Genomic DNA, 14620 nt, shown 5'->3' on the forward strand with positions numbered 1-14620 from the left:
ATGAGCTTGTTAGATGTTAAAGAACTATTAGAAAAATACAAATCCGGCACCTGTACGCCAGAGGAATTACAAGCTTTGGAAAGCTGGTACGAAACCTGGCAGCACCCGGAAGCGGAATCGCTGCAATGGCGGCCGGATGAGGAATTGGCACAGGAACTACTGCAGGATTTTACAGATTACCGCCGCAGAAAGGAAACCCTTTTCCGCAGCGGCTCCCGTCATATCTGGCTGCGTGTAGCGGCTGTTCTGGTCCCCATTGTTGGGATCGGCGTTTTATTGTGGTTCACCCGTCCTTCTGCAAAAGAGCAGGGTAGCGCCAGCCAGATGCTGGCAGTTTCTCCGGATGTGCCGGAAAGTAAACGTTTCATCCTGCTGCCGGATAGCAGTACTGTTGTATTGCGTGAAGGCAGCAGCCTCATATATCCTGCTTCATTTAATGGGAAAAGCAGGGAAGTAACACTCAAAGGAGAGGGTTATTTTGATATCCGGCACCAGCCGGGTAAACCATTTGTGATCCATTCCGGAAGATTGCTGACCACTGTACTGGGAACAGCCTTTAATATCAAAGCCTATCCGGACCAGTCTTCGGTTACAGTTACTGTTACACGGGGTAAAGTGAAAATAGAAGATGAGCAGAGCCGCGAATTGCTCGGCATACTTTTACCGGATCAGCAAATTGTTTACGAGAACAAAGTAGCGGCTACTAAAGTGGTGAAAGCGGAAGAAACCGTTGCATGGCTGAAAAAAGGCATGGACTTTAATTCTATACCATTCGAGGATATCGCTAAACAGATAGGCGAACAATACCAGGTACCCATACGATTTGCTAACCCTGCTCTCCGCCAGTGCAGGATCCGCGCCACTTTTGAAGGAACAGAATCACTTGACAAGGTCTTATACATTTTATGTACCGTTGGAAACGCTTCTTATATCGTGGAAGAAAACGAAGTGATCATCGACGGGAAGGGATGTACTGACAAATAGGGAAAATTCACTAATACCACTTTACCAAAATCTTTTTCCATGAGCTGGATCACGCGTCCGCCGTCTTAAACTTGTTTTTCAGACAAAAAAATTCCCCTCCGTACTGTGGAAGGTCCGGGAGGGGATTCGCTTAGAACATTAAACAGCCCTAAGGCTATTCTTCATCATTCTAAACAATTGCAAAATATGCAAAAATCAGCGGTTTTTGCTACAGGGCGACTTATGTCTGCACTGTCTCTAGCAGTTTATTCCTCGCAAATGCGTTTCTTTATGAGATTAAGCCTCTCCACCATCATTTGTATGCTGGTTAGCTTTCAGCTTCTTTGGGCAGTTTCCGGCAAAGGCCAGGCGCTCGAGGAGAAGAAGATCACCATGGAGGTTACCGACGCCACCTTGGAAAAAGCGTTAACGCAGGTCGAAAAGCTTTCCGGCTTTCGCATTGCTTTTGCCTCTGAACTCGTGGAACGTTCAGGGCGGGTATCCCTCCAATATGCCACCCGGAGTGTGGGCGCCACACTCAGCGCTTTACTCAAACCAGCCGGCCTGGGATATAAATTAACAGACAACACGATCATGATCGTAGCCCGCCATGAACAACCGGCTGAGCTTACCCCTTCAATGGTTGCGGATTCTGTTGTTACCCTCAAAGGAAAGGTGACGGATGAATCCGGCGTACCTATGCCGGGTGTTTCTGTAAGGATCCAGAACACTACTAAAGGAGTGTACACAGATGCGGACGGGGTTTTTACCCTTGCCGCCAATCGTGGACAGGTGGTGATCTTTAGTTCCATCGGAGCTATCCAGCAGGAAGTAGTGGTAGGAAAAGCAACAGTGATCAATGTAATACTGAAAAGTGATAACCGTAAACTGGACGATGTGGTGATCGTAGGGTATGGTACCCAAAAGAAAGCCAACTTAACCGGTGCTGTAACTTCTGTTGATATTAATAAAACATTGAACTCCAGGCCGATCTCTGATATAGGCCGTGGATTACAGGGAACCGTGCCCGGTTTAACCATCACTTCTGCAAGTGGAGATCTGGGCAGGAATCCTGCCATCCGTTTAAGGGGTATGGCGGGCTCACTGAATACGGGTGCTGCAGGTGCCCAACCTTTGATCCTGGTGGACAACGTAGAGATGCCCAATCTGCAAATGATCAACCCGCAGGATATTGAATCCATCTCCGTATTGAAAGATGCGGCATCCACCTCCATTTATGGTGCCCGCGCTGCCTGGGGTGTGATCCTGATCACTACCAAATCAGGTAAAACAGGCGCACCTGCCAGGGTAAATTATTCCAATAACTTTTCCTGGAGCCAGCCCACCACTATGCCTAAAATAGCAGGAGCCGCGGCCGGAGCAGAAGCTATGTTCGCAGCTTATTTAAGACAGGAGCCTAATAAAGCGTTCTTTGGCACACTCGGAATGGGCTTTGACAGAGAAGGCATTGAGAAAATGAAACAATGGGAAAAGGATTTTGGTGGTAAAGAGCTGGGAGATTCCATGGTAATGGGCCGCGATTTTGAGATCAAAAATGGTCTGCTCTATTTTTATCGTCCATGGGATGTTGGTAAAAAATACATGAAAGACTGGACCATGATGCAAAAACATGATCTGTCTTTCAGCGGAGGTGGAGAAAAAACAACCTACAACCTGAGTCTCGGATACCTTAATCAAAGTGGGGTATTGAAATTTAAAACGGATAAATTTCAAAGATATAATGCCACTTTATCTGTGAATTCCGCAGTAAAGGACTGGCTGGATGTAAGAGGAAAGATCATGATGAACCAGTCTAAGTTCGAAACACCGATGTCTTATTCCGGCGCACAGTTGGGTCCCTGGTATTATCTCTATCGCTGGCCGGTGATCTATCCTTATGGTACATATAAGGGTAAACCTTTCCGCAGTGCTTTAACAGAAGTGCAGCAGGCAAATATGGATGAAACAAAATCTACTTTCAACAGGGTACAAATAGGTGGTACACTTAAGCCATTGAAAGACCTGACCATTGATGTGGATTATACCTATTCTGCCACTAATACGCATTTCCGCACTGTTGGCGGACCTACGGCAGGTATTAACTTCTGGGCTAACCCTACGCAGTTGCAATACTTCGATAATTATCAGGATGTTTCCTGGGATCGTGTAAGGTATGTTTCTTCCTGGAATGACTGGAATACAGGCCGTGCTTTTGCCACTTACAAGAAAGATTTTTCTGATCATCATTTTAAAGTGATTGCAGGAATGGATGTGGATCTTTATAAATACACATCCCAAACTTCAGAAAGAAGGACCCTTATTGATCCGAACCTGGGAGAAATTCCACTCGCCACCGGAGATCAATTTGCCGGAGGGGGCCGTGATCAATGGGCGACCAACGGTTACTTTGCCCGTATCAACTATGATTATAAGAACAAGTTCCTGTTTGAGATCAATGGGCGTTATGACGGATCTTCCAGATTCCCCAAAAACGACCTGTATGGATTTTTCCCTTCAGCATCTGCAGGATATGTGATCACGGAGGAGAAGTTCATGGACTTTGCAAAACCAATATTGTCCTTCTTCAAACTCAGGGCTTCTTATGGGTCCTTAGGTAATCAGAATGTAGGAGATTACCAGTTTATACCTACTATGTCCACACCGCTTTCTGGCTGGTTGATAGGAAATACTAACCAGGTAACAGTAAGTACACCCCAACTGGTTTCCAGGAGCTTAACCTGGGAAACGGTGACCACTACTGATTTTGGCGTGGATGCCAGGTTCTTTAATAATGCGCTTGGAATCACATTTGACTGGTATAACAGAACCACCAGCAATATGCTCAGTGGAGGTGTTACTTTGCCGAGTTCTTTTGGTGGAAATACGCCTAAGCGGAATTTTGGGGAAATGCAAACCAAAGGATGGGAACTGGCTATCGATTATAACCATTCGTTTGATAATGGTCTGCGCTTTAATGTGCTGGCCACATTGACTGACTTCAAAGAAACGATCACCCATTATGCCGGCTCTAAATTGCTGGCCAATAACTACGAAGGTAAAACGATCGGCGAAATATGGGGTTATCAGACAGACCGCCTTTTCCAGGAAAGCGACTTCACCAAACAAAATGGTGTATGGGTGCCCAAGCAGGGTATCGCAGATCAGACCGTTCTTGGAGGAACCCAACCCTGGTTCTATTTCCAGCCGGGTGATGTAAAGTATGTAGACCGTAACGGAGACGGAAAAGTAACGCCCGGGGCTTCTTCATTGGATGATTTTGGAGATATGATGGTGATCGGTAACTCAACACCACGCTATCAGTATGGCATCCGCCTGGGTGCCGACTGGAAAGGGATTGATTTCAGCGTATTTATACAGGGAGTAGGGAAAAGAGAGTTATGGCCTTCCGGACCTTTATTCATTCCAGGTTTTGGAACGGATTCCTGGTATGATCATCATCTGGACTATTGGACGCCAACCAACACAGGTGCCTATTATCCACAACCTACTTTTACAGCAGGGTCTAATGTTACGCGCAACTTCCAGCGCCAGAGCCGTTATTTGCTAGACATGTCTTATACCCGTTTGAAAAACATTTCACTGGGTTATACGCTTCCTGTAAATCTTAGTAACAGAGCCCATATCAAACAGGCTCGTATTTATGTAAGTGGAGAAAACCTGTTCACATGGGATAATTTACAGATCCCGCTGGACCCGGAAATTGATTATACGCCGGAACAAACAGATCCTACCGCGTTTGGGCGTACCTATCCTTTCCGCAAGGAAATTTCATTTGGCCTTCAACTTACTTTCTAAAACACAAATCTGGATCTTATGAAATCGAAAATATATATCCTGGTATTGTTGGCATGGCTCGGCACAGGTTGCAGTAAGGAATTCCTTAACCGTCCACCACTTGACCTGGAGAGCGACGACATCTTCTGGACGAATGAAAAGAACCTGCGAACATACGCGTATGGCTTTTATACAACGTATTTTGTTGGTTATGGTACCGGTTTTGCTTTTGGTGATTATTTCTATCAGGGGCAATCATTAAATGATGACTTCGCGCCAACCAGCCCTCCACAATTCAACAAGATCATACCTGCGAGCGGCGGGGGCTGGGCTTTTACAAATGTGCGCAAAGCCAACATTATGCTGGAACGTGTGAAGGGCATGGCAAACCTGGATCCAGTTGCCCAGAAACATTGGATAGGGATCGCCCGTTTCTTCCGCGGCATGGCATACTATCGGTTGGTGAAAGCTTTCGGAGATGTTCCATGGTATAGTAGTGCTATTACAGATATTACTGATGATGACATATTATACAAACCCCGTGATCCACGTACACTGGTAATGGATAGCGTATTGCTCGACTTTAAATATGCTTCCGAAAATGTACGTGCGGCAGATGGAGAGAAAGGATTGAACGTTACCAAATGGATAGTGGAAGCATATATGTCCAGGGTATTCCTGTTTGAAGGTACCTGGCAAAAGTATCATCTTAATAATGCTGCAAAAGCGCAGGAATACCTATTGGCAGCAAAAGCGGCTGCAGATGATGTGATCACTAACGGAGGTTATTCTTTCAACCAAACGTACAGGGAATCTTTCAATAACCTGGACCTTTCCAAGAACACAGAGATCATCATGTATCGCCGTTATGCAACTGGTTTGCTGACGCATTCGCTAAACAGTTATGTAAATGGTGAAGGCCAGACCGGACCTAACAAAAACCTGATGGAAGCTTATCTGTGTACTGATGGAAGACCTATAGGTACTTCTGCTGTTTACCAGGGAGATAAAACCAATGAGAAAGTAAGAACTAACAGGGACCCACGTTTGCTGGATACCTTTAATCCGGAATTACGTCCTCCGGGTTCCAACAACCGGTATAATAAACTGGGCACATCTACTTCAGGATACTGCACCTGGAAATTCCTGAACGATGCTATCCGCGATCTGCCGGAAGGTTCTTCCAGCGTAAACCCCACACATGCTCCTGTGATCCGTTTGGGAGAAGTGCTGATCAACTATGCGGAAGCAGCTGCAGAAACAGGAGCTATCACACAGGCAGACCTGGATAAATCTATCAATAAACTCCGCTTACGCCCTTCCGGCACAGCTGCCAAACTGCCTAAGCTGGAAGTATCCGGCGGCCAGCCTGCCATTGCCGGTGTGGTATATACTGATCCTAAAAGAGATCCTGCCGTATCCGAAATGCTTTGGGAGATCCGCAGGGAACGCCGGGTGGAATTAACTATGGAAGGAATGCGCCTGGATGATCTGAGAAGATGGAAGAAACTGGCTTATGTAGACAACAGGGCCAACCCCGATCTTAACAGGGGCTGCTGGATCAACCGTGCCGAATGGGCCAAAGTACCTACAGGCAGCTGGCTGTCTAACGTTACACTGGAAGGCGGCGGACAGGAAGGTTATATTATCCCTGCTCCTAATCCGCTTACAGACCGCCTGTTTATAGAAGGAGATAAACTTTATACTAAATGGTACCTGGACCCGCTTCCACTGGACCAGATAAAATTGTATAAAGATAAAGGGGTAGATCTGCTCCAAAATCCGGACTGGGTGCAGTAACTTCCCGTAAAAATATTACGTATGCTGACAGTGTTGACCAACGGTATTTTTTTTACCGGAAAAGAGATCATAAAAGACAAAGCACTATTACTCGAGGATGGAACAATAAAAGGTTGGATCGATCCCGTCAGCATATCAACGGAAGCCCGCGTCATCAACCATGAAGGCCACTACATTGTACCAGGCCTGCTAGATCTGCAGATATACGGAGGAGGAGGTCATCTGTTTTCAGATGATCCCTCCTTTGCTGCTTTAACGGCTATGGCCACCGGTTTAATAAGGACGGGCACCACCGGTTTCCTCATTACCCTGGCGACTAACAGTATAACATTATTTGAAAGAGCGATAGATGTGGTGCGGGATAATCCACATCCCGCTGTCTTAGGACTCCACCTGGAAGGCCCTTACATCAATCCTGCAAAGAAAGGCGCGCATATTGAACAATACATCAAAAGGCCGGAACGTAAAGAAGTAGAAGCTTTATTGAAAAGAGCCCAGGGTGTTATAAAGATGATCACACTGGCACCGGAAATGTGTGATCCGGAGATCATCCGGTTATTATTGGATAAGGGAGTGATCATCTCCGCAGGGCACAGTAATGCCACTTATCAAGAAGGAACGGCGGGTTATATGAACGGTATCCAAAGCACTACACATCTTTTTAATGCCATGAGCCCTTTTCATCATAGGGACACAGGTTTGCCGGGTGCAGCTTACCAGGCGGATACAGCTTATGCCAGTATTATTCCGGATGGCATCCATGTTTCTTTTCCTGCTCTATCCATTAGTAAAAAGGTGATGGGGGATCGTTTGTTCCTCATCACAGATGCTGTGGAAGCCAGTACTGGCGCATATCCTCACGTACGCCAGAAGGACCGGTTCACTTTGCCGGATGGTACTTTATCCGGTTCTGCTATTACCCTCTTACAAGGTATTCATAACTGTGTGCAGTATGCAGGTATCCCGTTAGATGAAGCAGTACGGATGGCATCTACCTACCCGGCCCGGCTTTTTGGTACGCCACAGCGGGGAGAGATCACCATCGGGCAAAAAGCGGACCTTACGATATTCAATGAAGCGTTTGAACCACAACACGTTTATATTAACGGTGTGGTCTACGCATAAATTGATAACGGAGATGTATCTGAAAAGATGTCTGATCAGGTAGTTTGGGATGCGGCCTTCTATAAGCTGAATCCAATCTTTGCCTGTTCAACTGCATATAATAAATGGCGCCTATTTGCAGGCGGCGGTTTATCGTATAATCCAATCCTAATTGCAACCGAACATTTCCTGTACCGGTTATTTGTTTTTTATTAAACGGAACGTATTGAAGGTCGACAGGGTTGACAATGTTCTGCCTGTTTACTATAAAAGCAGTGTCCTTACCTGATGCGTAAAGCGTATACCTGTATTCAATACCGGTGGCTATTTCCCATCTGGAGAAAACATAGGCTGCCTGCACACCAGCTTTTCCATATGCTATTCCATTTAAAGTAAAATGTGTGAGTACACTGTCCGTTTTGCCCGGCATTCCCTGCCCTAATGGACCTCCACCACTTGAAAATGCGGCATAGTAGCGATGATCGTAAACCTTGTTGAATCCTGTTAGGTATTCAGCACCAATGTAGGGCCTGATGCGCCATTTTTCTCTCCACTGAAAAGTATATTCTATACTGGCGGCAGCTCCATAAGCATCTGCTACTGGAAGTATGGCAGCTATCTTCAGGCTGTAAGGAGATTGTTCTCTACGTTCCTCCCTATGTGAGCGGGGTGTTTTTGGAGTTGGTGTATGTTGTACTCCGGAGTCCTTTACCGGCATGAATAATTGCCTGGTGACCAGCGGATGTATGGTCCCTGTACTGTTGCCTGTGTAGCGGAGGCGTGTTTGTTGTTGATCGGAATGGTTTTTTTCTGGCGGATCGGTATTCCAGTAAACAGCACCTGTAGTTGATCGGGGATTGATTTGTCTTTTGCTGGCAGAAGAAGAGGATGGTTTCGATGCCTGTTTGATTGGTAATTGACCTTTTTTGAAAAGGAAGGGAGAATGAGCAATTGACAAATGCTGTGCTTTTGCAAATGGGGGAACAGCATGATCAGTGCCTGGTAATGATGCAGGCAGCGCCCCTATGGAATCTTGCTCTCTTGCAAAGGGGAAAACGATATAAGTAGTTCCTGGTAATGATGTCTGCAACGCTCTTATGGAATCTTGTTCTTTTGCGAAGGGAAAAACGATATGATCAGTGCCTGGTAATGATGTAGGCAGCGCCCCTATGGAGTCTTGCTCTCTTGTAAAGGGGAAAACGGTATGAGCAGTGCCTGATGGATGTTTTTCTTCTATGAAAAAAGATCCTTTTTCATTTACGGAAATGGGAGTATGATGTTTTTTTTCAGTAACTGTCAAATACGCAAAAGATCCCACGAGTATTATGGCTTCAAGAAGGATCGTCCACCAGCCGGAACCGGATGAACGTGGCCGATCGGGCAAGGTTTCTCCCCCATCCAGCATATTGTTCAATTGCCCCCATGCCTGCTGCTTCACCTGATCCGAAGAAACTTCCGGGTCTTGTGCTGCAGCCTGCCGCAACCAGTCTTCAATATTTTGATTGCGTTTGCTCATTGAGTGAATTGAATGTTTAAAAGGTTTTTCAATATTCTTTTCCCCTCCGAAACATGCCATTTGGAAGTGCCCGTACTAATACCCAGCATTTCCGAAATTTCTTTGTGTGCATAGCCTTCGACAATAAACAAGTTGATCACAACCCTGGTAGCAGGCGGCAAATGCTGTAGTACCTGCAGCAGATCCTTATAGGCCATAGGGTCTTTTGTGTGTAGCTCCGGCAGGTTCTCCGCTATTTCAGCTTTACGGATATTCAATTCTGATTCATGCTCCCTGTAATAGTCTGCAATAGCATGTGTAATGATCCTGCGCAACCATCCTTCAAAACTTCCGCTGCCTTTATATTGGTCAATTTTTTTAAAGGCACGCAGGAATCCATTGTTTAAAATACTGATAGCCGCATCCTGATCGCTAAAAGAGCGACGGATAACAGCTAACATCTGATCAAAGAAAAGCGCATATAGTTTTTCCTGGCACAGGCGGTCTCCCCTTTTACAACCTTCAATAAGCGTTGTAAGGGCCATGGGTTGATCTGCCTGATCATCCGGTTTAAAGCTATTTCTTCTTCTCTGATCCAAAAGTCTTAATGTATACAGACGCCTGGCAGAAGGAGAAAGGTTGGGTAAAGACAAAAAAAGTTTACTTTCTTGTTACAAGATAATTATAGTCGTTCAGCAGGGTTTCCAGGAAAGTGGCGGGTTCCATATCTGTTTCGATATGCAGCACCTGTTTGATCTTTTCAGACATACGGGTTGCCACGGCCCAGTCGTTATTGCGCATGGAAGTATCCAGTACACTTTTGATCTTGCTCAGGTCTTTATCAGACAGGCGCAGGATCTGGGAGAACCGGGGTACATAATCCACCTGGTCAATTTCCCGGAAAATGGTATCCTGTATGGTATGGCGCTGGCGGTTACGTACAATGATGGTGCCTGCGGCAATATCTCCCAGCCGCTGATTGTATGCTGAACGGAAAACAATGATTACAGGGATAATGGCAATGGCCAGGGAAATAAGGATGGTGAATGCAGAAGATTCTTCCACCATAGTGAGGATGATGGTCAGGGTGAATATGGGAGATTCCACCAGCCGGAACATCCAGCGCAGCAAGATCTGGCTAAGGGAGGGGGTATTTCCTATCAGGCTTACCACCTTGATGTCCATGGCCCGTTTGCCCAGGCTTTGCCCTTTCATGAGGATCTCGGAGATCAGGTAATACAGGGAAACAGGGATTATCATAAACAGGAACATCAGTACATCGGCTGTATTTGAATTGCTTACATTCCTGCTAATAAGCATTCCTACCAGTACCATATAGGCTATCCTGATCAGCAGATCGATCAAATAAGCTACCGAACGCCGGCCGAGGTCAGCTCCCTCGAACTCAAGGTCAATGTTAAATGCGGTAGGTATTTTGATAATAGGCATAAACAAATTTAAAATTTATTATATTTCCGCTTAAGTATTTTTATCTCCGGTATCGCATGAGAGAATCTTCATTTATTAAAAGGAACCTGCACCGCTGGAAAAAGATCCAGGAGGAACCCACGGAAGACCCCGATGAGATGGCGGAACGCTTTACCGGATTGCTGGACGACCTGGCCTACGCCAAAACATTTTATAGCCATAGTAAGGTTACCCATTACATTAATGGCCTGGCCGGGGGTATATTTCAACGTATTTACAGCAGCCACCAGGGAGAAAAGAACCGTTTCTCTAACTTCTTTTACTACCAGTTGCCGTTACTGATCCGCAAACACCATCGCCTTTTCCTGTTCACTTTCTGTTATTTCCTGCTCATATGTATTATCGGGGCCTTTTCTGCGGCCCACGATGAAACGTTTGTAAGAGGGGTGCTGGGAGATGAATATGTAAATATGACGGAACAAAACATTGCCAATGGTGATCCCTTTGGCGTATATAAAGATCAGAATCCCGGGTATATGTGGCTGCGTATTGCTTTTAATAATATCAGGGTGAGCATGTTCTGCTTTGTTTTCGGGATCGCCCTTTCCGCGGGAACTTTATGGGTATTGCTGCAAAACGGGATCATGCTGGGCTCCTTCCAGTACTTCTTCTTCTCAAAAGGACTGGGTTGGGCCTCGGTATTGGTAATATGGGTACACGGCACGCTGGAGATCTCTTCTATCATCATTGCCGGAACGGCAGGCATGATACTCGGCAATAGTATCCTTTTCCCGGGAACGCATACCAGAAAGGATTCACTTAAAAGAGGCGCCAAAGAAGGGCTGAAGATCATCGTGGCACTGATCCCTATATTTATGGTGGCGGCTTTCCTGGAAAGCTTTATTACACGCCATACTTCCATGCCTGTTGCTGTCAGTATCAGCATCCTGGCACTTTCGCTGGCTTTTATTGTGTGGTATTTTATTATTTATCCTATCAGGGTGCAAAAGCAGGGATACCGCCTGAACACAGCAGGAAAACTGATCAAACCGATGCAATTATGAGGAGGCTCTTGTACATATGGTTACTCCTTACTGTTTGCATTGGCGCGAAAGCGCAGGAAGCAGATACTACTTCAACAGCATCTACTTTAGAGGACAAGCTGCGGACGAAAAAACTACCCCATTCCCTGTGGGACGATCAAAAACCGGGAGAGTGGAATGATGCAGCAGAAGGAAGGCTTTCCAGGCAGGAACTATCCAAAGATAAAATGGAAGAAATGCGCAACATGAAAGCACTGCAATACGAACAGGCGTCCATCAAAAAGGATAGCTGGTGGCAGGATACGGGAGCCTGGGTACGTAAGCATAGGGAATTCTTCCGTACACTCTTATATATTTTGCTGGGAGTACTTTTACTGGCATGCATCCTTTTATTCATCCGTAAAAACGATATCCGGTTCTTCCGCCGTTCCCACCAGGAAATGGAAGAAGAAGGAACACTCACAACAGAAGGCCCGCAAAACTATGATGCATTGGCCCGTGCAGCTATTGCCGCAGGTTATTGGCGGGAGGCCGTGCGGATGCGTTACCTGCATTCGCTGCAATTACTGGAAGCAAAACAATTGATTGCGCCGGGCAAGGATAAAACAAATATGGATTATCTCCGGGAACTTACCAGTACTGCCTGGCATAAGCCCTTTGCTAAACTTACCCTGCACTATGAATATATATGGTATGGGCAGCAACCGCTGAATAACGGACAGTTTGCACAACTGGAGGAACAATTTTCAGCGTTTAAAACATCTTTAAGATAACAACCCGTGAGAGCAGCCATCATCATAACTATCTCTATCCTTACACTCGGTGTTATTTTCCTGCTGGCATTGGCGGGGATCAGTAACACAATAGTGGAGGAGGATAACAGGTTTTCACGGGAGCATATCACTTATAGCAGCAGGGATAAAAAGCCTTTTGGCAGTTATGTGCCGTATAAGCTGCTGGAAAATTTCTTCGATAATAATAAGGCGAAGGTCATCACCAAATCATTTGCACAGACCTACAGGAAAAATGAGCATTTCCGGGAAGCATCCAACGATATATACATTATTGTAGCAGGCCGGCTCTATGCCACAGAAGAGGATGTGAATGCCATGTACAATTATGTCAGTGCAGGCAACAGGTTGTTTATGGTGGTAGAAAAAACGGATTCATTGCTGGAGGCGGTATTTAACTTTTCTACTACCGCAGATACCACATTTAAACTACCTTATGATGTGGCCGTGCAATCTTTTGTAAATCCAGGATTTGCGCCGGATACTTTTTTCTCGGCAAAAGGCATCTCAATGCTGGATGCATTGGGTAAAACAGATACAGCTATCACTACCATATTGGGTACCAATGCGCAGCATGCTCCTAATTTCTTCCGCATCAATGTAGGTAACGGGCATTTGTTTGTGCTGCTGAACCCGATGACCTGGACGAATAATTTCCTGCTGGAGAAGAAGAACATCAAAGCGCTGGAGAACCAGATGGCTTATCTGCCGCAGTATCCACAGAATGTTTACTGGGATGAATATTACAAACAACTGCGTTACCGCCAGCAGGGGGATTTCTCCAACTGGCAGGTATTAATGCGGCATCCTGCGCTTAAATGGGCTTTGTGGCTGGCGGTGTTATTACTCCTGCTATATGTATTGTTCGAGGGTAAACGCAGGCAACGGCTCATTCCTCCAAAACCAGCACTGACCAATACCTCGCTGGAATTTGCAGAAACACTGGGGCGCTTGTATTACCTTCATCACGACAATAGTAACCTTGCCCGTAAAATGATCCAGCATCTGCTCGAATATATCCGGAATCATTATTACCTGAACACGAGCCAGTTGAATGATGAATTTGTGCTGCTGTTATCCCGTAAATCAGGCCATCCGCAGGAAGCAGTAGCAGAGATGTTCAGGCAGGTGCATGCCTTACGGTTGGCAGACAGTGTTTCAGATAACGAATTACAACATTTCTATAATAGCATCTATCAATTCTATTTAAAAGCGAACTAATGGAAGAAGTAAACACCTTTGAGCCGCGCACAGACCTTTCTGCTGTACATACAGCCATCGCAGCAGTAAAAGCAGAGATGGCAAAAGTGATCATAGGGCAGCAACAGATGATAGATCTGCTCGTTGCGGGATTGCTGGCAAACGGGCACATCCTCATTGAAGGTGTGCCCGGTGTGGCAAAAACCCTGGCGGCCAAATTACTCGCCAGCACAATAGATGCTAAATTCTCCCGTATCCAGTTTACGCCCGACCTCATGCCGGCGGATGTGTTGGGTACCTCTATCTTCAATCCGCAAAGCAAAGAGTTTGAATACAAGAAAGGCCCCATCTTCGGCAATATCATCCTGATAGACGAGATCAACCGGGCACCGGCTAAAACACAGGCGGCTTTGTTTGAAGTAATGGAAGAACGCCAGATCACCAACGACGGCGTACCTCATTTCCTCAATCAGCCTTTTATGGTGATCGCCACACAGAACCCGATTGAGCAGGAAGGTACTTACCGTTTGCCGGAAGCGCAGCTGGACCGTTTCTTATTTAAGATAGAAGTGAAGTATCCGCAGGTGGAAGAAGAGGTAGAAATATTAAAAGCGGCCAACCTGCAAAAAAGTGCGCATGTGCTGGACAAAGTGGAAAGTGTACTCACGGCCACTCAGGTGCAGGACCTGCAAACACAGGTGAGGCAGGTATTACTGGACGAAAAACTGCTGCAATATATTGCCACGCTGATGAATGAAACCCGTCATAATCCCAGCATTTACCTGGGCGCTTCCCCGCGTGCATCCATTGCCGTGATGAACTGCGCCAAAGCCATCGCCGTGATGAACGGACGTGATTTTGTAACACCGGATGATGTTGTATATGTATTGCCGCATATTTTACGGCATCGTATTATGCTCACCCCGGAAAGAGAAATGGAAGGTATTACACCTGATGATATTATTGGAGAGATCCTTAAAGCCGTTGCGGTACCACGTTAA

General features: G+C 46.0%; 11 protein-coding genes. 8 read left to right on the forward strand and 3 right to left on the reverse strand.

Annotation, left to right across the window (positions count from 1 at the left end; genetic code table 11):
• The 4 genes from BUR42_RS22200 to nagA all read left to right on the forward strand — a co-directional run bounded on the left by BUR42_RS22200 (position 1) and on the right by nagA (position 7683).
• Positions 1-984: a FecR family protein gene (locus tag BUR42_RS22200; RefSeq protein ID WP_074241780.1), complete on the forward strand. Its 984-nt coding sequence runs from the start codon at positions 1-3 to the stop codon at positions 982-984.
• 270 nt (positions 985-1254) lie between these two features.
• Positions 1255-4779 (forward strand): TonB-dependent receptor, encoded by a 3525-nt coding sequence (locus BUR42_RS22205; protein ID WP_200798350.1) that lies wholly within the window; start codon positions 1255-1257, stop codon positions 4777-4779.
• 18 nt (positions 4780-4797) lie between these two features.
• Positions 4798-6558, forward strand: a complete 1761-nt coding sequence (locus BUR42_RS22210; RefSeq protein ID WP_074241781.1) for a RagB/SusD family nutrient uptake outer membrane protein — start codon at positions 4798-4800, stop codon at positions 6556-6558.
• Between the two features lie 21 nt (positions 6559-6579).
• The gene (nagA, locus tag BUR42_RS22215; protein ID WP_074241782.1) at positions 6580-7683 is read left to right on the forward strand and encodes an N-acetylglucosamine-6-phosphate deacetylase; all 1104 of its coding nucleotides are present in this window, start codon (positions 6580-6582) and stop codon (positions 7681-7683) included.
• Here the strand turns inward: nagA and BUR42_RS22220 are convergent.
• From BUR42_RS22220 to BUR42_RS22230, 3 genes are all read right to left on the reverse strand, one after another.
• On the reverse strand, positions 7661-9178 hold the full coding sequence (locus BUR42_RS22220; RefSeq protein WP_074241783.1) for an autotransporter outer membrane beta-barrel domain-containing protein: 1518 nt from the start codon (positions 9176-9178) through the stop codon (positions 7661-7663). The two genes, nagA and BUR42_RS22220, sit on opposite strands and share 23 nt — an antisense overlap.
• On the reverse strand, positions 9175-9756 hold the full coding sequence (locus BUR42_RS22225) for an RNA polymerase sigma factor (protein WP_143197549.1): 582 nt from the start codon (positions 9754-9756) through the stop codon (positions 9175-9177). The genes BUR42_RS22220 and BUR42_RS22225 overlap by 4 nt, the downstream gene beginning before the upstream one ends.
• A gap of 61 nt (positions 9757-9817) precedes the next feature.
• Positions 9818-10606 (reverse strand): RDD family protein, encoded by a 789-nt coding sequence (locus BUR42_RS22230; RefSeq protein WP_074241785.1) that lies wholly within the window; start codon positions 10604-10606, stop codon positions 9818-9820.
• A 56-nt stretch (positions 10607-10662) separates the two neighbouring features.
• On the opposite strand from BUR42_RS22230, the gene BUR42_RS22235 reads away from it, so the two are divergent.
• From BUR42_RS22235 to BUR42_RS22250, 4 genes are read left to right on the forward strand one after another with little or no spacing between them, the layout of a single operon-like run.
• Positions 10663-11649: a stage II sporulation protein M gene (locus BUR42_RS22235; protein WP_074241786.1), complete on the forward strand. Its 987-nt coding sequence runs from the start codon at positions 10663-10665 to the stop codon at positions 11647-11649.
• Positions 11646-12401, forward strand: coding sequence for a DUF4129 domain-containing protein (locus tag BUR42_RS22240; protein WP_084185760.1), 756 nt, complete (start codon positions 11646-11648; stop codon positions 12399-12401). The genes BUR42_RS22235 and BUR42_RS22240 overlap by 4 nt, the downstream gene beginning before the upstream one ends.
• Positions 12402-12407: 6 nt before the next feature.
• Positions 12408-13640, forward strand: coding sequence for a DUF4350 domain-containing protein (locus tag BUR42_RS22245; protein WP_074241788.1), 1233 nt, complete (start codon positions 12408-12410; stop codon positions 13638-13640).
• Positions 13640-14620 carry an AAA family ATPase gene (locus BUR42_RS22250; RefSeq protein WP_074241789.1) on the forward strand — a complete coding sequence of 327 codons (981 nt, stop codon included), beginning with the start codon at positions 13640-13642 and terminating at the stop codon, positions 14618-14620. The genes BUR42_RS22245 and BUR42_RS22250 overlap by 1 nt, the downstream gene beginning before the upstream one ends.

Origin of the sequence: Chitinophaga niabensis (assembly GCF_900129465.1) — a bacterium.
Lineage (GTDB): Bacteria > Bacteroidota > Bacteroidia > Chitinophagales > Chitinophagaceae > Chitinophaga > Chitinophaga niabensis.

Bases quoted from the DNA above. Each gene is read 5' to 3' on its own strand.
- BUR42_RS22200 (WP_074241780.1), top strand. From the start codon at position 1: ATGAGCTTGTTAGATGTTAAAGAACTATTAGAAAAATACAAATCCGGC.
- BUR42_RS22205 (WP_200798350.1), top strand. From the start codon at position 1,255: ATGAGATTAAGCCTCTCCACCATCATTTGTATGCTGGTTAGCTTTCAG.
- BUR42_RS22210 (WP_074241781.1), top strand. From the start codon at position 4,798: ATGAAATCGAAAATATATATCCTGGTATTGTTGGCATGGCTCGGCACA.
- nagA (WP_074241782.1), top strand. From the start codon at position 6,580: ATGCTGACAGTGTTGACCAACGGTATTTTTTTTACCGGAAAAGAGATC.
- BUR42_RS22220 (WP_074241783.1), bottom strand. From the start codon at position 9,178: ATGAGCAAACGCAATCAAAATATTGAAGACTGGTTGCGGCAGGCTGCA.
- BUR42_RS22230 (WP_074241785.1), bottom strand. From the start codon at position 10,606: ATGCCTATTATCAAAATACCTACCGCATTTAACATTGACCTTGAGTTC.
- BUR42_RS22235 (WP_074241786.1), top strand. From the start codon at position 10,663: ATGAGAGAATCTTCATTTATTAAAAGGAACCTGCACCGCTGGAAAAAG.
- BUR42_RS22240 (WP_084185760.1), top strand. From the start codon at position 11,646: ATGAGGAGGCTCTTGTACATATGGTTACTCCTTACTGTTTGCATTGGC.
- BUR42_RS22250 (WP_074241789.1), top strand. From the start codon at position 13,640: ATGGAAGAAGTAAACACCTTTGAGCCGCGCACAGACCTTTCTGCTGTA.